Genomic DNA, 25,696 nt, shown 5'->3' with positions numbered 1-25,696 from the left:
AACACTCACCGCCGGACCCTCAAAACCAAAAACATAAGACACCCGACCAGAAACAACACTCCCCGAACGACCCGTCAACAAAAACCCATCAACCCCACCACCACCACCATCAACCCCAACACCATAATCACCATTCATCACACCCGCGAAAACCCCAGTACGACTACCCCGCAAACCCCGCGGATCCAAACCAGCATGCTCCAACGCCTCCCACGCCACCTCCAACAACAAACGCTGCTGCGGATCCATCGCCAACGCCTCACGCGGACTAATCCCAAAAAACTCGGCATCAAAACCAGCAACCGAATCCAGAAAACCCCCCTCCCGCACATACGACGTACCAACACGATCAGGATCCAAATCAAACAACCCCTCCAAATCCCAACCCCGATCAGACGGAAAACCACCAATAACATCACGCCCCTCAACCACCACCCTCCACAAATCCTCCGGACCAGCCACACCCCCCGGAAAACGACACGCCATCCCCACAATCGCCAACGGCTCATCCACCGCCACACCACCCGACACCGAAGCCGACCCCACCGACCCCGCCGACGCCGCCGACTCCCCCTCACCCTCCGCCAACCGACACAGAAAAGCCGACAACACCTCCACACTCGGGTAATCGAAGACGAGGGAGGACGGCAGTCGCAGGCCGGTTGCAGCCTCCAGCCTGTTGCGCAGCTCCACGGCGCCGAGTGAGGTGAGGCCTCGTTCCTTGAAGGTCGGCTGTGCGCCGCGCGACGAGCCGGGCAGCTCGCTCGCGCCGTCCGGTTCCTCCCCCAGTACCGCGGTGACGGCCGCGTTCACCAGGCCGCGTACGGCCCTTGCGAGGGCGTCTTTGTGCAGCCCCGCCAGCGCGTGCCCCGGCTCGGCGTCGAGTTCGGCCCCGTGCCCGGTGTCGGATCCCGGCGTGGGACGCACGACTGTCGCGGGACGACCGGAGGGGTCGAGCCGCGGCCAGTACGACCGGCGCTGGAAGGCGTACGTGGGCAGGTCGCAGTCCGGTGTGCCGGGCGGGAAGACCGCGGACCAGTGCGGGTCGTGGCCCGAGGTGAACAGTGCGGCCAGGGCGGTCGCGGCACTCAGTGCGTCGACACGGTCCGGCTGGAGGGTGGTGATCACCCTCGGCCTCGTCGCCTCGCCGTCCAGGCAGGTGCCGATGGCAGGGGCGAGGACCGGGCTCGGGGAGAGTTCGAGGTAGGTGGTGACCCCCTGGGCGTGCAGGCTGCGGATGCCGTCGGCGAACCGCACGGTGGCCCGTACGTGCCGCACCCAGTACTCGGGGTCGGTGAGTTCCGCGGCCGTGGCCACGGTCCCGGTGACGTTGGAGATCACCGGGATCCGGGGTGCGGAGTAGCTCAGGCCGCGGGCCACCCGCCGGAAGTCGTCGAGGATGCGGTCCATGTGCGGGGAGTGGGCCGCGACGGTGACCGCGATCCGCGTGGCCTTGCGCCCCCGGGCCCGCCAGCGTTCGCAGAGCGCGAGGACGGCGTCGGTGTCTCCGGAGACCACGGTGGAGTCGGGCGCGTTGACCGCGGCCACGGACACGACGTCGGCGAACTCGTCCAGGGCGGCGAGGACGTCGTCCTCCGATGCCTGTACGGCGGCCATGGCGCCGCCGTTCGCGGACTGCATGAGGCGGGCGCGGGCGACGGTGAGCGCGCACACGTCGGGCAGGGTGAGCACTCCCGCGAGGTGGGCCACGGTGAGTTCGCCCATGGAGTGCCCGGTGAGGTGGGTCGGCCGCAGTCCCCAGCTCTCGTAGAGGCGGTAGAGGGCGACTTCCACGGCCAGGAGGGCGGGGAGCGCGAAGTCGAGGCGGTCGAGGAGCTCGGCCTCCGCCGTGTCCGACCCTGCGGCTATCAGCGGGCGGATGGGGCGCGGAAGGTGCCGGTCGAGTTCGTCGCACACCGCGTCGAAGGCGGCGGCGTAGACGGGGTGCGTCCGGTACAGCTCGACGCCCATGCCGGGGCGCTGGCTGCCGCCGCCGCCGAAGACGACGGCGAGGTGGCCCGGCCCCGCCGGGTCGGCGGTGGGCACAGGGGCGGCGGCGGTGACCAGGTTCGGGTGCGCGGCGCCGTCGGCGAGGGAGCGCAGTCCGGCGAGCAGATCGGCCCGTGTGGTGCCGACCACTGCGGCGCGGTGGCGGAAGGCGGTACGGGTGGTGGCGAGGGCGTGGCCGACCCGGTCCGCGGTGGTGGCCGCGGGGTCGGCCCCGTCGAGGTGGGCGTGCAGCCGGGCGGCCTGTGCGCGCAGGGCGGTTGCGGTGCGGGCGGAGACCGGCCACAGCCGCGGCAGGTCGTCCCCGGCCGGCCCGGTCGGGGCGGGCGCCTGCGCGGGGCGTGCGGACGGTGCCGCGGTCGGTGCGGCCTGTGCCGCATTCGGTGCGGTGGGCGGTTCGGAGAGCAGGACGTGGCAGTTCGTGCCGCCGATGCCCCAGGAGTTGACGCCGGCGACCAGTTCCCGGTCGGGACGGGGCCATGGCCCGTGCACGGTCTGCACGCGCAGGTGACGGGATTCGAGGCGGGCGTCGGGGTGCGGGCGGTGGTGGTTGAGGGTGGGCGGCAGTTCGCGGTGGCGGATGCTCAGGGCGACCTTGATGAGACCTGTGATGCCGGCGGCGGCTTCGAGGTGGCCGAGGTTGGTCTTGACGGAACCGATCCGCAGCGGTGCGCCGTCGCCGCGGGCACCGGTCGCCCCACCGCCTGTGGTGGCGAGCGCGGCGCCCACCGCCTTCGCCTCGATGGGGTCGCCGACCGGTGTGCCCGTGCCGTGGAGTTCGACGTACTGCAGGTCGGCGGGAGCGAGTCCGGCGCGGTGGCAGGCGGCGACGATGACGGCGCGCTGAGCCTCCGCGCTCGGAGTGGTGAGGCCGTCCGTGGCGCCGTCGTTGTTGACGGCGCTGCCGCGGATGACGCAGACGACGCGATCGCCGTCGGCGAGCGCGGCGCGCAGCGGCTTGAGTACGACGAGGCCGCCGCCCTCGCCGCGTACGGTCCCGCGGGCGTCGGCGTCGAGGAGGCGGACGTGGCCGTCGGGGGACAGCGCGCCGAGGCGGCCGAGCGCGGCGGCCGACTCCGGCAGCAGGTTGAGGTTGACGCCGCCGACCAGGGCGAGCGTTGACTCGCCGCTGCGCAGGCTGGCGCAGGCGGTGTGCACGGCGACCAGGGAGGACGACTGGGCGCTGTCCAGCGTCATACTGGGGCCGCGCAGACCGAGGGCGTACGAGACCCGGTTGGCGATGATGCCGCGGTGGGTGCCGGTGAGGCCGTAGGGTCCTGCGGTGTCCGGTCCGTGGCCGTGCAGGAGGCGGGACCAGTCGTCCCAGATCGCACCGATGAAGACCCCGGTGGCGGATCCCGCGAGACGGCCGGGGGTGATGCGGGCGTCCTCCAGCGCCTCCCAGGCGAGTTCCAGGACGAGGCGCTGCTGCGGGTCCATGGCGGCTGCCTCGGCGGGGCCGATGCCGAAGAAAGCGGCGTCGAAGCGGTCCACGTGGTCGAGGAACGCGCCGTACGCCAGGGCCGTCCCGTCGGTGGGCGCGCCGCCGGGCGCGTCCTGGGCCGCCTCCCAGCGGTCGGCGGGGGTCGGGCCGACGACCTCCACGCCGTCGCGCAGCAGTCGCCAGAACGTGTCCGGGTCGGCCGCCCGCGGGAGGCGGCAGGACATGCCGATGACCGCGATGGGTTCGTCGCACGTGGCCGCGGTCCTGGTGGTGTCGCTCATGCCTGCCTTCGTCCCTCGTCCCTGGTGCTTCTTCTGTTTCCGGGTCCTCGCGGTGTGCTTCGCGCGTCGGGCGGTGTTCAGCCCGCGAGGGCGCGCACGGCCTCGTTCCAGGCCGTTTCGCCGCCGGCGGCCGCCATGAGCAGCCAGGGGTTCCAGTAGTCCCGGAAGTGGGTGATCAGCCCGTTCTCGAAGCGGACGACGGAGATGTAGTCCTGCCGGTATCGGCCGCCGGTGGCGCGTACGGTGCAGTCGCCGGTGAATTCCGCGACGACCAGGCCGTCCGGGGTGGCGGTGTGGAAGACCGGCTCACCGAACTCGACGCCGAGTTGCTGCGGCATGATGCCGATCTGGGCGCGCAGGGCCTCCGTGCCCCGGATGACGGTGGGGAAGCCGGGCGGGGCGTAGACGAATTCGAAGACGGCGTCGGGGGCGAACAGCGCGACCCACTTCTCCACGTCGCCTTCTTCCAGCAGTTTGAGGCTGGTGGTGAAGATGTCCTTGAGGGTGTCGGGGCCGGGATTATCGACGGTGTCGGTCATGGGGTTCCTCCTGTGGGTGTGACGACGGAGCGGAAGGCGCGGTCGAGCGCCGCGTCGGGCAGCAGTCTGCGGAGCAGGCGGCCCAGGGCGGCGTCGCGGCCGACGGCGTAGCGGCTGCGCGGGCGCCTGGAGGCCAGGGCCCGCAGCACGGTGCCGGCGAAGTCCTCGGGGGTGGTGCGGCTGGTGAGCGCGCTCTGCTCGTTGGTGTGCAGGAAGCGCACGAACGTGGCCCGGTACAGTTCCTGCAACGGTTCGGGGGCAGCGTCGATGACGCGGGTGCCTGTGCCGGACACCTTGTCCCAGATGGGGGTGGGGATGGAGCCGGGCTGGACGATGCTGACCCGCACGCCGCTGGGGGCGAGTTCACGGCGCAGTGCGTCGCTGAACGCCTCCTTGGCCCACATGGCCGCGGCGTAGGCGCCGAGGTACGGGATCGCGACGTTGCCGAGGCCGGAGGTGACGTTGACGACCCGGCCGCCCGCGGTGCGCAGCAGCGGCAGGAGGGCCTGCGTGGTGGCGATCTGCCCGACGACGCTGGTCTCCAGTTGCCGGCGCAGGTCGTCCAGGGGCAGGCACTCCAGCGGGGCGCAGACGCAGATGCCGGCGTTGTTGACCAGCCCCCACAGGCCGGTGTCGCCGACGCGGTCCCGTACGGCGTCCCGGGCGGCGGCGATCGACGCCGGGTCGGTGACGTCGAGCCCGAGTTGCTCGATGCCGGGGGGCAGGGTTTCGCCGGTCGGTGTGCGCACCCCGGCGAAGACCTTGAAGCCCGCCGCGGCCAGGTGCCGCGCGCATGCTCTGCCCAGTCCGGAGGAGGTGCCGGTGACCACGACGGCGCGTCCGTGCGGGGCGAGGAAGCGCGGGGGCACGGTGCGTACCGGTGCCGGGCGCGTGGACGCGGCGCGCCGGGGTGTGTGTCCTGAGGACAAGGGGAGCTCCCGTCAGGCGAAGGAGGCAAGGACGGCCTCGCGGGTCGCGTCGGCCAGGCGCTCGGCGCGGTCTCGGGGTACGGCCTGGTTCACGTGTGTGAAGTTGAGGGCCATGCGGCCGTGACTGGTGTTGACGGTGGCCACGAAGTAGGCGTTCACCGAAAGGCCGGTGACGAACTCCGCGTCGCTGAGCTGCCACGGGCCGATCCGGTCGGGGAAGTCGAATCGGCCGAGGTTGGACAGGCACAGGGTGATGGGGCCCTTGTCCTCCATGAACCGCAGGAACCGGCCGCTCCTGGCGACGGACTTCGGCCCGGCGAAGCGCAGGGTGGCCGCGGCGCTGAGGTGCTCGCCCCGGCCGCGGCGGCGGGCGACGTCCTGGCTGATCGCACGTGCCATGGGCCACAGCGCCCGGCCGGGGTGGTGGGCGACGACCGAGGGGACGGTGGCCACGTACGTGCCGACCTCGTCCTCGGTGACGGGCGGGTCGAGGGCGTCGCGGAAGGTGATCGGGGAGCCGATGGTGACATGGCCCTCGCCGGTGTCCGCGTCGTCGGCGACCGCGGCCGCCATGGCGGCGGCCAGCAGGCCGTGCACGGTGGTCCGTTCGCGCTTGCATGCCTCGGCGAGGGCGGCGACGTCGGGCCCGTCGAGTTCGTGGTGGATCAGCCGGGTGGTGCGTTGCGGGAACGGCACGCGGCTGCTCGGCTCCAGGCGGCTCGGGCTCAGCCGCCTGGCCGCCGCCTGGTCGGCCAGCAGTTGGCCCGCGACCCGGGCGGCTCCCCTCAGCCCGCGGTGCGGCGCGGGCAGCATGCCCTCGGGTCCCGGCCGCGCGGGCGCGGTCCACGGTGCGGTGCCCCCGTCGTTGCCGCCGTACTCGAAGCGGGCCGCGAGCTGGAGCCACTGCCGCAGCAGGGTCAGTACCGTCGTCCCGTCCGCGATGCAGTGCGGGACGGTGACGACGAGGTCGTGCACGTCGGCGCCCCAGGAGATCGCGACGGCCCGGGCCAGCGGGCCCGACGCCCAGTCGACGGGCTCGATCAGCTCGTGCTCGTTCAGCTCGTACCGCCAGCGCGTTCCGCCCGAGGTGTCGCCGTCCTGGACGGTGACGGTGCGCAGGGGGATGGGGCGCCCGGTCAGCGGGGTGAAGCGGGGGGCGCTGCCGTCGCGTTCGGCGCGGATGGCGACCCGGAGCAGGGGGTGGCGGGCCTGGAGGGCGTCCAGGCCCTGGCCGAGGACTTCCTCGGGGAGCCTGCCGCGTACCCGTACATGCCCGATGACGTTGAGCGGGGAGATCTGGTCGCAGATCCAGTACCAGCGCTCCATCGCGGTGAGCGGACGGTCGACCGTGGTGGCCGCAGCCGGTGTCCGTGCGTGCGTCATGGGTGCACCTCCGCCGCCACAGCCGCGTGATAGTCGAGGAATTCGGTGTTCTGCCTGTCCAGGACGGACCGCGGTGCAAAGGTGAAGAACAGGCGGCGGCCGATCAGCCGGCCCAGCCGCTCGGTCTGCTCCAGGTCGCTCAGGGAGCGGGCGGCGCTGACGATCCGCTGGGCGCGGGGCCTGCGGGCGTGCTCGTAGGCGCGCAGTGCGGCGGGCAGGTCCGCTGCCCCGTCCAGGTGGCGGGCCAGGACGACGGCGTCCTCGATGGCGATGGCCGCGCCCTGGCCGAGGCTCGTCATCATCGGGTGGGCGGCGTCGCCGAGCAGGGTGACCGGGCCTTCGCCCCAGCGTTCCGCGCAGGGCCGGTCCCGGGCCGGGAAGGCGGTGATCTCCTCCTGCGGGGTGGCCCTGATGACGGCCTCGACCTCCGGTGCCCAGCCCGCGTAGGTCTCCTCGATCTCGGCCCGGGTGCCGTGCCAGTCCCTGGCCCGCTCGGGGGGCATGTTCTTGGTTCCCCACCAGTAGACCTGGCCCTTGCCGATGTTGGCGATGCCGAACCGGCGGCCCCGGCCCCAGTAGTGGGCGCCGTACTGCTCGGTGATGGCCGGGTGGGTGACGTGCGGGGTGGCGACCCAGGCGATGTATCCGGGCTCGTAGGGTGTCTCGGGGCCGAGCAGCGTCCGGCGGACCGCCGAGCCGAAGCCGTCGGCGCCGATGAGGATGTCCCCGTGGGCCTCGCTGCCGTCCGCGAAGAGCACCCGCACCCCGGCGCCGCCGCTGTCCTGCTCGCCGGGCCCGCCGTCGGGGGCGGCGATGTCGTAGCCGACGGCCTGGGCGTCGAGGGTGATCGGGACGTCTCCGGCGGCCGCCAGGAGCAGGCGTTGCAGTTCCGCGCGGTGCAGGCCGACGCTGGGGGCGCCCAGCCGGTCGCAGATCTCCTTGAACTCGAGTGTGCGGATCCGCTTTCCCCGTCTGGTGAGGAAGTGGAGTTGCTCCAGGACCGCGGCGTCGTTCTCGGCCAGCTTCAGGTCGATGCCGAGGGTGCGCAGGGCCAGTACCGCGTTCGACATCAGGGACAGCGCGCCGCCCGCCGGTCGGAGTTCGCGGGCCCTTTCGTACACCTCGGCGTCGATCCCCACCCTGCGGAGGGTGGCGGCCGCTGCGAGGCCTCCGATGCCGGCGCCGATGACGAGGGCGCGGACCCGAGCACGTGACGTCACTTCTCTTGCCTTCCTTCCGATACGGCACGGCCCACCGTGCGCACGTGCGGTTCGTCGAGCAGTCGCAGGTGGTCGGCCGGGACGGTGACCAGGTGCACCCGGCCGCTGGTGAGGGTGGACCAGCCGTTCAGCGGATCCTGGTGGAGGGTCCGGCCGGCGCCGTGCATGGGCTTCAGGGCGTCGGGCAGCGGTGCGGTGGCCTTGACGAGGGTGATGTCGATCGGCGACCGGTGGGGCCGGTAGTCGCGCAGTGCCGCCCAGTTGGCCCGGTAGACGCGGAACAGCCTGCGGACCGCCGCGCGAGCGGTGTGGGCGGTGAGGATGCCCTGCGCGGCGGCGCGGTCGGCGATGAAGTCCAGCCGGTGGGCGTCGCTGTCCAGGGTGTGAGGCAACGGCTCGATGGGCGCGTCGCCGCCGCGGTCGGCCCAGATCAGCTCCCAGAAGAACCATTCGAGCATGGCCCGGTCCGCCACCTCGGCCCGGTCCGCCGCTGCGGGCCGGTCTCCGACTCCGCGCCGGTCTCCCGTTCCGGACCCCGGGTCGGGTGCGATCGAGTCGAGGATCACCACCTGCTCGACCAGGTCGGGGTCCGAGGCGTGCAGTTGCCGGGCCATCTCGAAGGCGACGAAGCCCCCGAAGGACCAGCCGCCCAGCCGGTACGGCCCATCGGGCTGGACACGGCGGACGGCCTCCAGGTAACCGCGTGCCAGACCGTCCATGGTGGTCGACGGCACGGTGCCGGGTTCGGCGCCCGCGGCCTGGAGTGCGTAGACCGGCTGGTCGTCGGGCAGGTGCCGGGCCAGCCGGACGTAGCACAGCACGTTGCCGCCCAGTGGGTGGACGAGGAACAGCGGACGGCGCGTGCCGCCGGTCCGGATCGGCACCACCGCGTCGAAGGCGGCGACGGCGTCCTGCGAGCCCAGCCGTCCGGCGAGCGCCGCCACCGTCGGGGCCGTGGCGAACGCCGCCAGCGGCACCCGGACGCCGAACCGCTTCTCGACGGCCACCATCAGCCGCATCGCGGTCAGGGACGTTCCGCCGAGCGCGAAGAAGTCCTCGTCCACACCGACGTCGGGGACACCGAGGAGGTCGCCGAGGATGTCCGCCACGGCCCGCTCCCGGGCATCCCTGGGGCCGGTGCGGGCACGGGCGGGGGCGGCTTCGAGGGGACGGGCGCGCAGGGCCGCGTCGTCCCGCTTGCCGCTGGGGGTGAGCGGCAGGGCGGGCAGCCAGGACAGGTGCGAGGGCACCATGTGCTCGGGCAGGGTGGCCCGCAGCCGGCCGCGCAGTTCGGCGAGGTCGACCGTGTCCGGGCTGCCGACCAGGAAGGCCGCCAGGTAGGAGTCGCCGCCGTCACGGCGCCGGGCGACCACGGCGGCCTCCTCGACGCCCGGCTGGTCCAGGGCCATGAGGGCCAGTTCGACCTCGGCGGGCTCGACGCGGAAGCCGCGCACCTTCACCTGGTCGTCGGCTCGGCCCCGCCACACCACGTCGCCGCCCGGCAGCACCCGGCCGAGGTCGCCGGTGCGGTAGAGCCGCTCCCCCCAGGGCGCGGTGACGAAGCGCTCGGCCGTCAGGTCGGGGCGGTCCCGGTAGCCGCGTGCCAGGCAGGCCCCGCCGAGCACGATCTCGCCGAGCACGCCGGGCGGGACCGGCCGCAGCCGCTCGTCCACGACGTGCAGCGCGGCTCCGTCGATCGGCCGGCCGATCGGGGGCAGTGCGGGGAAGCCCGCCGGGTCGCCGGTCATCGCGTGGGTGCTGACCACGTTGGTCTCCGTCGGGCCGTACTGGTTCTCCAGGACGGTGCCGGACAGGGCCGCGCAGAAGCGCCGGATCTCCTCCGTCACACGCAGTTGCTCGCCCGAGGAGATCAGCACCGACAGGTTCCGGGGGCGCGGGCCCAGCGTGCCGCTGGCGTCGGCGAGCTGCTGGAGCGCGACGTACGGGAAGAACGCACGCCGTACCCGCTGCTCGTCCAGCAGGCGCAACAGCGCCGCCGGGTCACGCCGGTCCTCCTCGGTGACCAGGACGAGGGCACCGCCGCCCGCGAGGGTGGAGAAGATCTCCTGGAAGGACACGTCGAAGCTGAGCGGCGCGAACTGCAGGGTGCGCTCCCCCGCCGCCGCGGTGGGCGCGGTGAGCTGCCAGCGCACGTAGTTGGCCCACAGCCGGTGCGGGAGTTCGACGCCCTTGGGCTCGCCGGACGAGCCCGAGGTGAACAGCACCAGGCCGAGGTCGTCCAGGCCCACGGCGGGGCGGCTGCGGGGTGCCGGCTCGTCGTCCGGGGCGAGCGATTCGACGGTCAGCAGCAGCGCGGGGTCGACTGCGAGCCCGGCGTGCCGGGCGTGCGCGACGACCCGGTGGGGGCGGGCCCGCTCCACCATGCGCGCGAGCCGCTGCGCCGGGTAGGACACGTCCAGCGGGAGGCAGGCCGCCCCGGCGCGCAGCACGCCCAGGACCACGGCGACCATCTCCGGGGACCGGTCCATGGCGATGCCCACCGGGGCCCCGGCCGGGACGGCGAGCCGGGCCAGTTCGCCCGCGACGCGGTCGGCCGCGCGGTCCAGTTCCGCGTACGTCCAGGTGATGGCGCCGAAGACGACGGCCGGCTCGTCGGGCCGGTGCCGGATCTGCTCGTCGATCAGGGTGAGCACGCCGGGCGGGTCCGGGAGCGGCTCGGGGGCGGTGGCGGGTTCCGTGAGGAAGGAGAAGTCCACGGTCTCGTCGGGGTGGGCGGCGATACGGGCCAGGATCCGGTGGAAGACGCTGACGAGCTGGTCGGCCTGGGCCGGGCTGAAGGAGCGTCCGTCGCAGTCGAACCTGAGCCGCAGTGTGCGGCCGTCCCTCGGGTCGACGATGGCGTTGACCAGCAGCGCGAGGCTGGTCTCCTCGTAGGCGGTCAGGTCGAGCAGAGTCAGCTCGGGACGCCCGGTGACAGCCTGGAGGGTGTGCGGGTGGATGTGGTTGAAGGCCGTCTCGGTGACGGGGCCGCCGCCGAGGTCGCCGCGGATCGCGCTGAGCGGGTAGGCCGTGTGCGGGAAGGACTCCTTCTCCTGGCCCACCACGTCGCGGACGGCGTCGAGCCAGCTCCCGTCGGTCTTCGTCAGCCGGAACGGCACGGTGTTCAGGAACAGCCCTGCCATGGCGTCGGCGCCCGCCATGCCGGGGCGGCCGTGGGTCACCAGGCCGGTGGTGACGTCCGTGGCACCGGCGAGCAGCCGCAGGGTCAGGCAGTGCGCGGTGAACAGCAGCAGGCGCAGGGGTACGGCGTGGCGGCGGGCGACCTCGTCGAGGGCGCGGGACAGAGCGTCGGGCAGTTCGGCGTGGCGGACGGTCAGCCGGGGTTCGCGGGGCGGCTCGTGGGGGTTGTAGGGGTCGGGCCGTACCGGTTCCGCGCCGGCCAGCAGGCGGCACCAGTAGGCGCGGTCCTCCGCGGACCCGAGGCTGCGCCGCTCGGCCCGTACGTAGGCCGCGAAGGACGGGCGGGGCGTGTCGTCCACCGGGTCGATGTCCGCCCCGAGGCCGTGCAGGTAGTCCTGCATCAGCTCGCGCACCAGCACCGCCACGCTCCAGCCGTCGAGGATGGCGTGGTGGAAGCCGAGGACGAGGTCGAGGCGGCCCTTGCGCACGTGGGCGCGGAACTCGTACAGCGGTGGCCGTGCGAGGTCGTAGCGGTGGGTGCGGCGTTCTGTGACGCAGGCGTCGATGGCCGCCCGGGCCTCGGTGTCGTCGTCCGCGACGTGGACGATCCGCAGGCCGCCGGTGGCCCGCGGCCACACCGTCTGGAGGGGCTCGGAGCAGCCGGTGAGGTCGAAGGCGGAGCGCAGCGCGGCGTGGCGGCGGACGAGCCTGTCGAAGGCGGTGCGGAAGGCGTGCTCGTTCCAGGCCACCGCGAAGGCGTAGTGCAGGACGTCGTGGTAGAGCGCCGAGTCCTCCTGCTCTCGGCTGTGGTGGAGCATGCCGAGCTGGAGGCGGGTGACCGGGTGGGCGTCGGCCAGGCCGCCGAGGCGGGCCCGATCGGCGCCGGAGACGAGGGCGAACGGTTTCGGCGGCTGCTCGGCGGGGGCGAGGGTGGCGTGCGGCGCCTGGGTGGCCACGGTGGTGTGCCTGACCATGTCCGCGAGTGCCAGCACGGCGCCGCGCCGCTCGGCCGCGGCACGGGCCCTGAGCAGGAGCAGGGAGTCGCCGCCGAGCGCGAACCACTCGTCGTGGACACCGACGTGCCGGACGCCGAGCGCCTCGGCCCATGCCTCGGCCAGTGCCCGTTCGGCGGGGGTGCCGGGGGCGGCGTGGTCGGGGCCTCGGTCCTCGGGACCGGGGTCGGGCAGGGCCGCGCGGTCGGCCTTGCCGTTGGGGGTCAGCGGTATCCGGTCGATCCGCACGAACCGGGACGGGACCATGTACTCCGGCAGGGTGGCGGCGAGGTGGGAGCGCAGGGCGGTGTCGTCGAGGGGTTCCTCGGCGGTGTAGTGGGCGACGAGCCGTATGCCGCCGCCGGGGGCGGGGCGGTCCGTGACGACGGCGTCGCGCACCGCGGGCAGCCGGGTGAGCTGGTGCTCGATCTCGCCCGGTTCCACCCGGTTGCCGCGGACCTTGACCTGCCGGTCGATGCGCCCGAGGTATTCGAGGCTGCCGTCGGCCAGCCGGCGGGCCAGGTCGCCGCTGCGGTACATCCGGCCGCCGGGGGTGAACGGGTCGCGGGTGAACCGTTCGGCGGTCAGCACGGGCCGGCCGAGGTAGCCGCGGGCCAGGCCCACGCCGGCGATGCACAGTTCGCCCGCGGCCCCGGCGGGTTGCGGGTCGCCGAACCGGTCGAGGACGTACAGCCGCAGGTTGTCGATCGGCCGCCCGATGGGCACCCGGCCGGACGGGGCGCCGTACACGCAGTCGTGGTAGGACACGTCCACGGTGGCCTCGGTGGGACCGTACAGATTGGTCAGCGCGGGCCCGTGGCCGAGGAGGCGGTGGAAGTCCGCGACCTGGTCGGGCGGCAGCGCCTCGCCGCTGCAGAAGACCCGCCGCAGCGACGCTGCCCGGCTCCGGGCCCGCGGGTCGCCGTCCAGCAGGTCGAGGAAGGCCCGGAACATGGAGGGGACGAAGTGCACCACCGTTATGCCCTCGGCCTCGATGGCGCGCAGCACCTCCCGGGGGTCCTTCTCCGCGCCCGGCGGCAGCAGCGCCACGCGGGCCCCCGCGATGCCCCACCAGAAAAGCTCCCAGACGGACACGTCGAAGGAGACCGGTGTCTTGTGCAGGATGACGTCGTCCGCGCCGAGTGGGTAGCGGCGCTGCATCCAGGTGAGGCGGTTGACCACCGCGCGGTGGTCCACCATGACGCCCTTGGGAGTGCCGGTGGAGCCGGAGGTGTAGATGACGTAGGCCAGGTCGCCGGGGCCGCCCGGCGCCGCGGGCGGTGCCGCTTCGGCGGGTTCGCCGGGGAAGGGCTCGCCGGGGGCGGGTTCGTCAGCGGTGGGTTCGCCGTCCGCGCGTCGCACCGGTACGCCGTCGGGCACCTTCAGCGGCGGTGTGCCGGGGCCGGTCAGCACGGCGCGGACCCCGCTGTCCTCCAGGACGTGCGCGATCCGGTCGGCCGGGTGGCCGGTGTCGACGGGCACGTAGGCGGCGCCCGCCTTGAGCACCGCGAGCACGGCCACGAGGGTGTGTGCCGAACGGTCCAGGACGACGGCGACCCGGTCGCCGGGGGCCACCCCGTCGCCGCGCAGCGCCGTCGCCAGCCGCTCGGCGCGGGCGTCCAGTGCCGCGTAGCTCAACTCGGTGCGGGCGCCGGTGCCGGCCTCGGTGCCGGCGGGTGTACCGGTTGCTGCGCCGGTCAGTGCGGTGCGGTCCGGAGTGCGGGCCGCCTGGGCCGCGAAGAGGGCGTGCAGGGTCGTGTCGTCCGGGAAGGTGCGCTCCGTGGCGTTGACGGTCCGGACGACGGCCGCGTGCTCGTCGTCCTGGAGCAGGGGGACGGCAGCCACCGCCCGGCCGTCGTCCTCCAGGACGCCGAGCAGCAGTGTGCGCAGGTGGCGGGCGAGTGCCTCGGCGGGGAAGTCCCGGTCGAAGACGTCGGTGGCGTAGTCGAGGTCCACCACGGTCGAGCCGGTGCCGCCGTGCTCGTTGACGACGACGGCCAGGGCGTCCTGGTCGTGCACCCGGGTGATGCCCGACGACTCGACGCGCACACCGGGCAGCGGGCGGCCCGCGGGCCACTGCACGTACGACAGGGTGACGTCGAACGGCTGGCGGGCGTGGGCCGGCCGGTCGGCGAGCAGGTCGCCGAAGGCGAACCGCTCGTGCCGCTGGAGTTCCCGTGCGTCGCGCTGCACGGCACCGACCAGGTCCCGCAAGGTCATGTCCCCGGCCACCCGCAGCGGCAGGGGCAGGGTGTTGGCGAACTGGCCCACCGCACGCCGTTCGTCCTTGCCGCGGCGGTTGAACAGCGGGACGCCGAGGGTGACCGTGTCTGCCCCGTGGATCCTGGAGAGGTAGACGCCGAACGCGGCCGCGATGAACGCGAACGGTGTCCAGCCGCGGTCCCGGACCCGGTCGCCGAAGTCGTCGGGCAGCGCGAAGGAGTGGTGGCCGCCCTGCCGGGCGCCCGCCGGGACCCGGCGCGGGAACAGCGCCGGCTCCACCCCGTCCAGCAACCGGGCGAAGTGGGCACGGTCCTCGGCGTGCTCAGGTGAGGCGCGGTAGTCCCGCTCGTCCGCGGCGCACGCCGTGAAGCTCGGCGGCCCGACCGCGTCTCGACCCGCGTACGCGCGCCTGACCTGGTCGGAGAACAGGTGCAGACCCCAGGCGTCGGTGACCAGGTGGTGGGCGCCTGTGTAGACGTGTGCGGCGGTGGCGCTCTCCTTGAGCAGCGCCAGCCGGACCGGCGGCCCGGTGCGCACGTCGAAGGGCCGGGAGGCCTCTGCGGCCGTCCACGCCTCGCATGCCGCCCGTGGGTCAGTGGCGCGGGAGAAGTCCAGCACCTCGACCGCGGGTGGTTCGGCGTCCACCCACTGGACGGGGGTGCCGTCGCGTTCGGCGAACCTGAGCCGGAAGGCGTCGTTGGCCCGCGCCGCGCCGCGCAACGCTGCCAGCAGCCGTTCCTGGTCGAAAACGCCGGTATATCGCTGGCTCAGGTAAATCGTGAACTGCGGGCTGCCGGGAAACAGCTCGTGAGCCACCCAGATATCGCGCTGACAGGCGGTCAAAGGCATGGCTGATGCGGTCACGGATTTCCCTCGGTTCCCGGAGTAGGGCGGCCGTACGCTCCCGGCGCACTCTGCCGGGACACACGGTCACCGTCCAGTAATTCCGCAGGCTGGCAGTTCCAGTACCACGCACGTCAATTCCCGGTACGTGGCACCAGCACGGGCCATTCCGGGATGGCGTTTTCAGGTCGGTCTTTTTCACGTCAGCGGTAGCGGAGGAATCATGGTTGGGGAAGAATCCGTCCCGCGATCTCGGTGACACGCGGGGCGGTGGCACGCACGGCTGTGCCGCGCACCGCGATGTCACACGCATACGACGGGTGGAGCGGAGGCGAAGTGGAGGCGGGCATGACCAGGGAAGCCCCGCGGGTGGCGGGAGGCACGCTCCTCGGCACACTGCTGGACCTGCGCGACGACACCGTCGGCCTCTACCTGCGGGCCCACCGGGACCACGGGGACGTCGTGCGCTTCCCACTCGGCCCTCCGGGGTTGCGCGCCTACCTGTACGGCGTGTTCTCGGCGGACGGCGTGCAGCAGGTCCTCGGTACCGGGGCCGCCAATTTCCGCAAGGACAACCACATCTACGGCGAGATCCGGGCCTCCCTCGGCAACGGGCTGCTGACCAGCCAGGACGACGACTACGTCTTCCAGCGCAGGCTGGTGCAGCCGTTGTTCACCCGGCGCCGCGTGGACGGCTACGCCGCCGCCATCCACACGGAGGCCGCGGCGACGGCCGGCCGCTGGGCCGCGCGGCCCGATCCGGTCGTGGACCTCGCCGCGGAGATGGCCGAGTTCGCGCTGCGGGCGACCTCCCGCATCCTGTTCGGGGCGGACCTGGACGAGACTGTCGAGGTGGTCCGCCGGTGCTTCCCCGTGCTGGGCGAGCAGGTGCTGCGCCGCGGGGCCAATCCCTTCAGCCCGCCCCGGAGCTGGCCGACCGCCGTGAACAGGCGGGCCGCCGCGGCCCAGCGCGAGCTGTACGCCGTCTGCGACCGCCTCATCGCCGAGCGGCATGCCTGTGCGGCCTCCGCCGACGGCGACGACATGATGACGATGCTGATCAGGGCCCGGGACGAGGACGGCTCGCGGCTGGACTCCCAGGCGGTGCGCGACCAGATCCTCGTCTTCCTGCTGGCCGGGCACGAGTCGACCGCGACCGCGCTGGCGTTCGCCCTGCACCTGCTGGCCCTGCACCCCGAGGCGCAGCAGAAGGCACAGGCGGAGGTGGACGAGATCCTCGGTGGCCGCGAGCCGGGCGCCGAGGACCGCGACCGGCTGCCGTACCTCACGATGGTGCTGAAGGAGGCGATGCGGCTGTACCCGTCGGTGCCGATCACGGGTCGCAGGACGGTCGCCGAGACCGAGATCGGCGGCTTCCGGATCCCCGCGGGCGCCGATGTGACCGTCAGCCCCTACGTGACGCACCGCCACCCGGCCTACTGGACCGATCCCGAGGTCTTCGACCCCGCGCGGTTCGCGCCGGAGGCGGAGGCGGACCGGCCCCGCTACGCCTACTTCCCGTTCGGCCGCGGGCCCCGGGCCTGCATCGGCCAGCACTTCACGATGCTGGAGGCGTCGATCGCGCTGGCCTGCTTCCTCCAGCGGTTCGGCCTGACGGCCATCGACACGGACATCCCGATGGAAGTGGGGATCACCATGCGTCCCTGTGCGCCCATCCGCGTGCGTCTCGTCCCGCGTTGACGCCCGGCGGGCCCGCGCCCGCGGCGCCGTCTGCACACCGGCCCGTCCCGCTCCCGGCCGAATGGGCACAGGCCCGGCCGCGGCCGCGGCGCCGGAACGACGTCAGGCAGCGGATCCGGGCGGCACGCCTGCGCACGCGGTCGCGGACGCGTCCCCGGTGGTAGGTCGCGGATGCGTCCCCGGTGGTACCGCCGGACGTGGCGCCGGGCCACTCCCCCGAGTGATGTCCCGTTCGTCGGACCGCCGGGCGACCGCGCTCCCCGGCCCCTGCGAAGCCGTCGCACCGTGACGGCCGACATGCCCTGCCCTCGCCCGTCCGAGGCCGCCCCGCCCCGCCCCGCACCGGTTCGGTCAGCCGGGTTCCCGGTCGTCGGCACGGTGCGTGCCGAGGCCAGGCCCGGACCCGGTGCCGAGGCGGGCGGGCAGGCGGGCCAGGTCCTTTCGCCTTGTCAGGCGGGGCGGGGCAGGGGCACCTCGCGGCTCGCGGTGGTCGAGCCGCGTGACTCCTCGGGGACGTCGTCCTCGGGATAGATGGCCTCCACGGGGCAGACCGGTTCGCAGGCGCCGCAGTCGATGCACTCGGTGGGGTCGATGTGGAGCCGGTCGTGCGCCGCGAAGTCCGCATCGTCGGGGCCGGGGTGGATGGCGTCGACGGGGCACGCCTCCCAGCAGGCCGTGTCCTTGTTCCCGGCACAGGCTTCGGTGATCACATAGGTCATCGCAGTCGTCTCCTGCCCGGTTACGGGGCCGCCTCCACGGGCCGGGCCCCGAGGGTGATCCAGGCGCCGTCCACGGGATGGTGCGGCTGGCGTTCCTCGAACCGGTCGACCGCCTCGCACAGGAGCGGGTCGCCGCGCCACCGGTCGATCAGGGCCTTGACGGCGTCGTCGGCGCCGCGCCGTTCGAGCTGGTCGATGACGGTGGTGACCAGTTGGCCCGCGATCTGCTCCAGCAGGACCACGTTGCGGGCGAACTGCTCGTCCAGTTCGTCCTCGCCGAGTCCGGCCGCCATGCCGGTCTGCAGATCGGACATGAAGTCCAGCAGGTCGAGCGGGTCCACGAACACGTCGGCGGCCGGCTCGTTGCCGACGACGGAGTGCCACTCCCGCAGGAGCTGCTGGACGCGGGCGTGCAGGGCCCCCGCCCGTTGGAGGTTGGCGAAGATGCCGGGGCGCCGGGTGAGGCTGGGGAACGTGTCGTGGAAGAACAGCAGGCCGGGGCCTGACCAGTAGGTGAGGGTGTCCCAGACGACCTTGGCCACCATGATCTGGGCGTTCCCCATGAGGGGGTACTGGTTCTGGTAGACCACGAGGTAGGTCTCGCTGAGCACGAGATAGACCTCGTTGTGCACGGCGGCCAGTTCCCGGACGTCCTCGCCGCGGTGGTCCCGGGTGACGAGGTCGGTGATGAGGCCGTTGCCGACCGCCATCAGGTCGCCGCCCGAGGAGAAGAGCGGGTCGATCGAGACCCCCGCCTCACCGGTCAGGCACCACCGGTCCCCGGAGTACACCTGCCGGCATCCGTAGGCGTAGTTCTTCATCACCCGGAAGTCCTGGATGCCGTCCTGGTGGCGCCGCACCTCGGCGGCGCACTGCGGTTCGTGCCGGTCGAGCCAGTCCAGGGCGCGCTCGCGGGTGTTGAAGCCGTCGAAGGGGTGGGAGGCGTCCTCGGCGACGATCCCGACGCTCGTGGAGCCGGAGGAGAGCGGGATCAACCAGACCCAGTAGCCGGGGCCCATGAGGTGGTTGGTCGACAGCCGGCGGTCGCCGCCGGTGATCTTGGACCGCCACTGCTCGTCGTCGGACCACTGCTGGAGGTCGATCGGGTGGTCGATGCGCAACCACGCGGCGTTCGAGCGGTGGCCGACCGGTTCGGCCAGGCCCAGCTTGCGCTTGAGCAGGCTCGCCCGGCCGGTCGCGTCGACGATCCAGCGGGCCCTGAAAGTCTCGTCCCGGTCGCCTTCGAGGACGTGGACGACGTGGTCGCCGCCGTCGGTGCCGAGGTCCACGGCGCGGACCTTGCAAGGCTGGCGGAACGCGACGCCCTCGGCGGTGAGGAGGTCGCCGAGGGCGTTCTCCAGCCGTCCGCGGTCGAGCTGGTACGTGGCCAGGGGGGCTTCGTGGACCTGGCCGAACTCGACCCGGCGTGCGATGTCCTCGTTTCCCGCCTGGGTGAAGAACATCCGCAGGCCGAACTTGCGCAACTGCTCCCGTGCGAGGTGCTCCTCCAGACCGAGGACGTCGCGCAGGTAGTGGGCCTGCACCTCCTGGCTGGACTCGCCGACCTTGTGGGCCGCCTCGGGAACCGGATGCGGCTGCCGTTCGAGGACCGTGATGCGCAAGCCGGGTTCGGCGCGCTTGAGCTGGCGGGCGAGGGTCAGCCCGGTGATACCACCGCCCAGGATCGCCACGTCGAAGCGCTCGGAAGTCTCATCGCCCATGGCCGCCCTCACTGGTGTGCTGTTCCATGTCGTCCGTTCCGTCCGTTCGTGACGCACAGGGTTGCGCAGGCGGGGGCGGCTATCCAGAAAGCGGGGAGCCTGGTACTTCGCACGCCAGGTTGAGGCCGAGGGTCGGGGCCGAGGGTCGAGGCCGAAGGCTGGGCCGACCTGTCCCGGCCGTAAGCCGGCCGACCGGTCGGCGGCGGTCAGGTCAGGTCAGGTCAGCAGGCGCTGAGCCCGTGCAGCTCGGACCGCGGCGCGGTCGCCGGGCACCGGGTCTCGGCCGGGAGGGTGGACGGGAGGTGGATCACGAGCTTCAGGGGCTCGTGCACCGTCTGGTGCTTCAGGGTGATGCGGCTCAGGGTGACGGCGCCGTGCCGGGGGTGCCGGACCGTGCAGGGCCACAGACCCTGGCTGTCCACCGCGTGATCGTCCCACCAGCGGCGGAAGTGCGGGCTGGTCTCGGTGAGGTGGTGCACGAGCGCGGTGACCCGGCCCGTGTCGCGGCACTCCACCGCGTCGGCGCGCAGACCGGCCACCAGCCGCCTGGCCTGTTCCGGCCAGTCGACGAAGCGCTCCCGCGCGGTCGGCGACGTGAACATCCAGACCAGGAAGTTGGGCCGGGGCAGGCGGGGTTGCGCGAAGTCACCGAACCAGTCGATGGCCTCGGGGTTCCAGGCCATCAGGTCGCCGAGCTGGGTACACAGATAGGCAGGTAGCGGAGCGAAGGATTCCACGACCCGGGTCAGGTTCTCCACGGCGACGGACCGCTGGGCCGGCTGGGCATCCGGAGGTGGCACGTGCCGAGATAAACTGTGCAGGTAAAGGCGTTCGTGCTCGGACAGTCCCAGAATCCCGGCGAGGCTGTCCAGGACCTCGTGCGAAGGCGTGATGTCCCTCGCCTGTTCGAGATAGGTGTACCACGTGGGGCTGACCCCGGCCAGGACCGCGACCTCTTCTCGGCGCAGTCCAGGAGTGCGCCTGCGCGGTCCCTTCGGCAGGCCTACGGCCTCGGGCGTCACCGACTCCCGCCGGGTACGCAGAAAATGCGCGCGTTCACGTCGTCGGAATTCCGAATCGGACATTTTCCTCCCCTGTGGTGATCACTAGTGCATTCACTCGGGTGATCACTAGGGGTTGGAAACTAGCCCGGCCGTTGTGGCACGCGCAAGGGGGAAGGGCAAGGGGTGTGTCGGACTGCGCCGGGACGCGCCGGTGCGCGACGAGGTGCGGTGGAGATCGGATACGGCGCGGTAACCGCCGTATTCCCAGCGTGCTCCCTGACGAACTCACCGGCCGGTTCATATGTCCGACGCAAAGGATTAACGTGCCCGACCACCACACCGGCCAGTCGGCGGCCCCACCCTCCGGGGCCCGGCAGCACCCGCCGTCCGAATTCCCTGCCGGGGCGGGACACCTGTGGACCCCGACCGACCACCGCCGCATACGCGCCAATAACCGCGACCCGAGCAGACGCGCGTTCACCGGCCTCACCGGAAGCGTCGACAGCAACGCCCGCGCACCGCGCCTCCGGTCGGCCCCTCGGGGGGAGACCGCACAACGCCCCTGGGCAGGCCGGTCGCGGGTGACTCCCCCAACGCACGGCCGAAAGGGACAGAAGTAGAGAGGTACTGCTGCGCCATGGGCCAATTTGAGCCAAATAGCCGTCTCGGCCTCTTCAGCATCGTGTACCGCTCCGGCTTCCGGTGACCGCACACGGGTGACGTCCCTCCCCTGAGCGGGACCGGGACAGGCGCATGTCTCACGCGCCCCGCCCGGCAGCCGTGGCGCACGCTCCACGCCGAGCGCCACTCACAGGTCGGCAGCGAGCGGACCGGAACACGAGGACGAGGACGAGGACCGTACGGGGCGACGCGCACGAACACGAGCACGCGAACGAACAAGAGCACGAGCAAGGGCTACAGTCTGGTGTACCGGTGAGGTGCGGGGGGCGGTACGGCCTGTGTCCTCGCAGGCGGTGGACCGCTGCCCACTCGCGTCCGTACCACGGAAGGCGAGTCGCATGTGGAAGAGGTTCCCCCACCGTCCTCACCTGCGCAATGGCGCGCACGCGAGTAGGGCCGGCCGACATGCCGTGCCGGGTGCCCACGAGGCCGGGGGCCCGCGGAGGGTGCCCCGCGCTCCCACCGGCGCCGGGTGCCGGGTGCCGGGTGCCTCACGGGAGATACCAGCATGACCGTGTGCGTTGGAGTCGCATGATGAACGAGTTGGGCTTTTTTCTGGGTGTCTGCTTCCTGCTGGCCATGGTTCCCGGGCCGGGGGCGATGGTGATCATCAGGCAGGCGAGCCAGGACACGCGCAGGTCCGCCTTCACGACACTGCTGGGGAACGAGACGGCCCTGCTGGTCTGGGGAATCGCCGCGGCGTGCGGGCTGACCGCCCTGGTGGCGGCGTCCCAGGTGGCCTACGACGCGATCCGCTTCACCGGAGCCGCCATCCTGCTCTTCCTCGGCGTCCAGGCGCTGGTGAACCGCAGGGGCGCCCGGCCTCCCGCGCAGGGTCCGGGCGACGGTCCACGCTCGGGCAGTGCCTGGCAGTCCTACTCCGCGGGCCTGTTCACCAATCTCATGAACCCGAAGGCCGGCGTCTTCGCCATGTCGTTCCTCCCGCAGTTCGCTCCCACCGGACTTCCGCGCTTCTGGGGGTTCGCGCTCCTCGCGGGGTGCTGGGCCCTGATGGACGCGCTGTGGTTCACGGGTGTCATCTGGGGGATCGGGAAGACCAGGGGACTCCTGTCCGCGCCCCGCGTCTGGCGCCGCATCAGCCAGGTCTCCGGCCTTGCCATGATCGGCCTCGGCATCCGCGCGGCGGTGGACGGATAGCGGGCCGGAACATCCCACGCGCCTTGGGATGGGCAAACGACGACGAGCACGCGTGACATGGTGGGCAGTTCGACGCTGTCGCCCACCACGCTCCGTGACGGCGAGATGGGGTGGGACGTGCACGGACCGTGCTCATACGATGCGCAGGGACCGCGTCGTTCACCTGCGGGGGACGCGTGGGGAGAGCTGGCCCGTGTCGCGCCGGAGGTCCGGGACCGGCTCGTCGTTCGGTTCGGCTCCGAGGTGCTCGGCTGGTGTGACGCGTTGCCGATGCTCGTCCATGAACTCGCCGCTCGTTGGAATCTTGATCTTGTCGCGGCGGGTGGCGGGGGCACCTCGCGGGTGTTCCGCTGCTTGCGGCGTGACACCGGTGCCTCGGTGTGGCTGAAGCTCACGCCGGAGCCCTTGATCGCCCGCGAGGAGGCCGAAGCCCTTCGGGCCTGGGCGGATGCGCCGTCGGTCGTCACTCTGCTGGCAGCGGACCTCGCCGCCGGGGCCCTGCTGCTCGAGAACGTGGAACCGGGAGTGCCGGTGCGGCAGCTCATCTGGCATCTGCCCGAGGTAGCGGCCCTGCTGCGGGATCTGCGGGTCTCGCCTCCCGTGCCGGGGGAGCACTCGGTACTGCGGCCTCTCTCGCACCGGATCGGCTTCCTGTTCGACTTGGCTGCACGCAGGCTTGCGGCGGCCCGCACGAGCCCGGTCGCCCCGACGGTGCTCGGTCAGGCCCGAGCGGCGGCCCTGGAACTTGCCGCCGGCGGGCCGGTGGGACTCGTGCACGGTGATCTGCATCCGGCCAACGTGCTGTCTGGTCCTGGCGCCCGCATGGTGGCGATCGATCCGAGGCCGACGTGGGGCGACCCGGACTTCGACGCCGTGGACTGGGTGCTTGGCGGAGTTGCAGATCCAGCCATGCTGGAGCGGAGGATCGAGGAGCTGGCGGCGCTGGTTCCCGACCTGTCTCCGCAACGTGTGCTGGATTGGTGCCGGGCCCTGACCGTCCTCCTTGCAGTGCCCAGAATGTGTGCGGGGCGTGACGACGCGGAGACCCGGTTCCTCATGGCCCTGGCCGGCGGCTGATCCGCCCGGCGCCCGCGACCCGGTCCGCTCGGCCGTTGCCGCTCGGCCTGTCGGTTGCTGCGCGCGCCCGGAGCGCGGTTCTTCCCGTCCGTGCGGGCGTCGGGTGCTGTAGCCGAAGGTGTCGGGTGCCGGCCCGGAAGGTGTCCGAGGCCAGGACGTCGCCGAGAGGCCACCGAACGCGACGTGCGATGGGGCCGTGGCGGTGGGTGACCGCGGTTGGTACAGGCCGGCTCCGGGTGGGACGGGCGTGCGGCTCACACCGTCGCGGTGAGGAAGTGCGTCCGGATCCGGGTGGCGCGGCCGGTCACGGACACTTGGAAGTGGTCGACGGCCGTCACCCCCTTGAGCGAACCCGTGTCGTCCTGGCGTCCTGGCGCGCCGGTGGGGCGCGGGTACGGCCTGGGGTTCGCGTGGGGACTCCGGTGATGCGCCGGGCCTTCCCTGTGGCACGGCTCGCCGCGAGCGGCCCCGCGCTCCGGCCGTTCGGGGCCGGCGGCGTCCGGGACACCAGGCTCGCCGTCTGCGATGCGCTCACCCGCAAGCGGCTTCCCCTTCCCCACCCGCCACCCGTACACCCTCGACGGCGCAACGGACTGGTGCACCAGGACAGCCCACCCCGGCGCCGGTGCACCCGGCGCACCGGCTCCGTGAGGCCGTGTCCACGAGCGCTCCCGGCGGGTGGGGGCAGGCGCCCGCCGAGTGCGAGCGCCGCCCCGCCCGGCTCAGCGCCAGCCGAGTGCGGGCGCGACGTGGGTGAGGATGCTCTCCAGCACGTGGCTGCCGTAGTCGACGCCCAACTGGTTGGGCACGGTCAGCAGCAGCGTGTCGGCCTCCGCGATCGCCTCGTCCTCGGCGAGCTGCTTCACCAGGACGTCGGGCTCGCCCGCGTAGGTGCGGCCGAAGATCGCGCGCGTACTCGCATCGATGTAGCCGACGTGATCGGCGCTGTCGCCCTCGCGGCCGAAGTACGCGCGGTCCTGGTCGTCGACGAGCGCGAAGACGCTGCGCGACACGGAGACGCGCGGCTCACGTGGCCAGCCCGCCTCGGCCCACGCCTCGCGGAACGCACGGATCTGTGCGGCCTGCTGTACGTGGAAGGGGGCGCCTCCCTCGTCGTCCTTGAGGGTCGAGCTCATCAGGTTCATACCGAGCTTGGCCGCCCAGGTCGCGGTGGCGTTGGAACCGGCGCCCCACCAGATGCGCTCCCCCAGCCCCGGCGAGTGCGGTTCGATGCGCAGCAGCCCGGGCGGGTTGGCGAACATCGGCTGCGGGTTGGGCTGGGCGAAGCCCTTGCCCTGCAGCACGGTGAGCAGCACCTCGGTGTGCTTGCGGGCCATGTCGGCGTCGGTGTCGCCTTCGTTGGGCGCGTAGCCGAAGTAGCGCCAGCCGTCGATGACCTGCTCCGGGGAGCCGCGGCTGACACCGAGCTGGAGCCTGCCGCCGGAGATGAGGTCCGCGGCCCCGGCGTCCTCGGCCATGTGGAGGGGGTTCTCGTAGCGCATGTCGATCACGCCGGTGCCTATCTCGATCCGCGACGTCCTGGCGCCAATCGCGGCCAGCAGGGCGAACGGCGACGCCAACTGCCGGGCGAAGTGGTGGACGCGGAAGTACGCGCCGTCGGCCCCGAGCTCCTCGGCCGCCACCGCCAGATCGATTGCCTGGAGCAACGAGTCCGCCGCCGACCTCGTCCGGGAGTGTCTGGTGTCCGACCAGTGCCCGAATGACAGAAAACCGATGCGCTTCATACATGGCACAACACCGCGGCTAACTAATTGATTCCTCAACCAACCAGGGTGGCGCAACCACGGACCACCCCGTGGTCGGCGTCCGACGACGGCCGTCCGCACCCGCACCCGCCGGTGGCGGCCGGCCGCGGCCCCTGCGGTGCCGGCGACGCGGGCGGCGGGGCCGGCGCGAGTACCAGCAGGCGCAACGACCAGCCCGGCAAAGGCTTCGGTGACCGCTTTCCCCGATGTCCTCTTCCTTTTCCTGTGCTGGTTCGGCAGCACCGAATGCACTCCCTGCCACCGCTTGGACGCGGCAATGTGTGAGGGCCGCCGGCGCTCAGAGGCGGCAGAATCCGTGTGCGGGTGGGAGTATCCGGTTGCTCCGCATTCCGTTCGGTGGCGGCCGTACCGCCGTCGTCACCAGAAGTGAGCGGCCGGGCCGCGTCGCGTGACACGACATCCATCGGCCCACGGCGGCGAGCCGGTCACGGCGGCGAGCGGACGGGATCGGCGGGGCCCGCACCTCCGCGGTGCTCGGTCACCGGGTATTCACCCCGCGGTGACCGTGGCGATCACCGGACCCCCGCGCCGCCGGGTACCCGCACGACCAGTTTGGTGCCGCGGACATCGCCCTTGGGCCCTCCGTAGTGGACCGCAGGACCGGATCGCGGCACCAGGCACCGGGCACCGACCTCAACCCCGACGACGCGGTTCACGGCGCAGCCGTCCTGGCCGACCCGACCTGCTGCCGTCGCGCCGCCGTGCGGAGAACCGGGTGAGGCGTCCGGCGACCGCGCACGCCCACCGGCCGATGTCCGCCGGCGCCGCCCCCCCCGTTATCTTTTCCGCGGTCCTGCAAGAGGGCTGCTGGCCTCCGGGCCCGGCATGACTGTTGCCCCCTGTCGA

12 protein-coding genes and 1 pseudogene are annotated in these 25,696 nt (G+C 72.6%); 3 read left to right on the top strand and 10 right to left on the bottom strand.

Translation table 11 applies throughout. The annotated features are described in order from the left end of the window. The 6 genes from IE313_RS33945 to IE313_RS33920 form a co-directional block, all read right to left on the bottom strand. Positions 1 to 3,732 (bottom strand): type I polyketide synthase (locus IE313_RS33945; protein ID WP_189939119.1); only part of this gene is annotated, 3,732 nt, incomplete at its 3' end. A 77-nt stretch (positions 3,733 to 3,809) separates the two neighbouring features. Then, complete coding sequence (locus tag IE313_RS33940) at positions 3,810 to 4,271, bottom strand: nuclear transport factor 2 family protein (RefSeq protein WP_189939118.1); 462 nt, start codon at positions 4,269 to 4,271, stop codon at positions 3,810 to 3,812. After that, entirely contained in the window at positions 4,268 to 5,200 is a 933-nt protein-coding gene (locus tag IE313_RS33935; protein ID WP_308439250.1) for an SDR family oxidoreductase, read from the bottom strand. The genes IE313_RS33940 and IE313_RS33935 overlap by 4 nt, the downstream gene beginning before the upstream one ends. 12 nt (positions 5,201 to 5,212) lie before the next feature. After that, complete coding sequence (locus tag IE313_RS33930; RefSeq protein ID WP_189939117.1) at positions 5,213 to 6,583, bottom strand: condensation domain-containing protein; 1,371 nt, start codon at positions 6,581 to 6,583, stop codon at positions 5,213 to 5,215. Continuing rightward, positions 6,580 to 7,803, bottom strand: coding sequence for an FAD-dependent monooxygenase (locus tag IE313_RS33925; protein WP_189939116.1), 1,224 nt, complete (start codon positions 7,801 to 7,803; stop codon positions 6,580 to 6,582). The genes IE313_RS33930 and IE313_RS33925 overlap by 4 nt, the downstream gene beginning before the upstream one ends. Next, entirely contained in the window at positions 7,800 to 15,008 is a 7,209-nt protein-coding gene (locus tag IE313_RS33920; RefSeq protein ID WP_189939115.1) for a non-ribosomal peptide synthetase, read from the bottom strand. Before IE313_RS33920 ends, IE313_RS33925 begins: the two co-directional genes overlap by 4 nt. A 342-nt stretch (positions 15,009 to 15,350) precedes the next feature. On the opposite strand from IE313_RS33920, the gene IE313_RS33915 reads away from it, so the two are divergent. Then, on the top strand, positions 15,351 to 16,703 hold the full coding sequence (locus IE313_RS33915; RefSeq protein ID WP_189939114.1) for a cytochrome P450: 1,353 nt from the start codon (positions 15,351 to 15,353) through the stop codon (positions 16,701 to 16,703). Between the two features lie 503 nt (positions 16,704 to 17,206). On the opposite strand, the pseudogene IE313_RS33910 reads toward IE313_RS33915, so the two are convergent. The 3 genes and pseudogenes from IE313_RS33910 to IE313_RS33900 form a co-directional block, all read right to left on the bottom strand. Further along, positions 17,207 to 17,422, bottom strand: a pseudogene (locus IE313_RS33910) (4Fe-4S dicluster domain-containing protein); the annotation flags it as partial. A 20-nt stretch (positions 17,423 to 17,442) separates the two neighbouring features. Continuing rightward, positions 17,443 to 19,143, bottom strand: coding sequence for an NAD(P)/FAD-dependent oxidoreductase (locus IE313_RS33905; RefSeq protein WP_229925184.1), 1,701 nt, complete (start codon positions 19,141 to 19,143; stop codon positions 17,443 to 17,445). A gap of 221 nt (positions 19,144 to 19,364) precedes the next feature. Then, positions 19,365 to 20,228, bottom strand: a complete 864-nt coding sequence (locus IE313_RS33900) for a helix-turn-helix transcriptional regulator (protein WP_189939111.1) — start codon at positions 20,226 to 20,228, stop codon at positions 19,365 to 19,367. Between the two features lie 1,131 nt (positions 20,229 to 21,359). On the opposite strand from IE313_RS33900, the gene IE313_RS33895 reads away from it, so the two are divergent. Together IE313_RS33895 and IE313_RS33890 are read left to right on the top strand one after the other, a co-directional pair. After that, positions 21,360 to 21,986, top strand: coding sequence for a LysE family translocator (locus IE313_RS33895; RefSeq protein WP_189939108.1), 627 nt, complete (start codon positions 21,360 to 21,362; stop codon positions 21,984 to 21,986). 57 nt (positions 21,987 to 22,043) lie between these two features. Then, positions 22,044 to 23,063 (top strand): aminoglycoside phosphotransferase family protein, encoded by a 1,020-nt coding sequence (locus IE313_RS33890; RefSeq protein ID WP_229925183.1) that lies wholly within the window; start codon positions 22,044 to 22,046, stop codon positions 23,061 to 23,063. A gap of 722 nt (positions 23,064 to 23,785) precedes the next feature. Here IE313_RS33890 and IE313_RS33885 read toward each other — a convergent pair. Beyond that, positions 23,786 to 24,808, bottom strand: a complete 1,023-nt coding sequence (locus IE313_RS33885; RefSeq protein ID WP_189939106.1) for an LLM class flavin-dependent oxidoreductase — start codon at positions 24,806 to 24,808, stop codon at positions 23,786 to 23,788. Positions 24,809 to 25,696: the final 888 nt, after the last annotated feature.

It is taken from the genome of Streptomyces sulfonofaciens, from assembly GCF_014656295.1.
In the GTDB taxonomy this organism is placed as follows: domain Bacteria; phylum Actinomycetota; class Actinomycetes; order Streptomycetales; family Streptomycetaceae; genus Streptomyces; species Streptomyces sulfonofaciens.
Note: the sequence above shows the minus strand (reverse complement) of the source record. Positions and strands in the feature narration are given on the sequence as shown.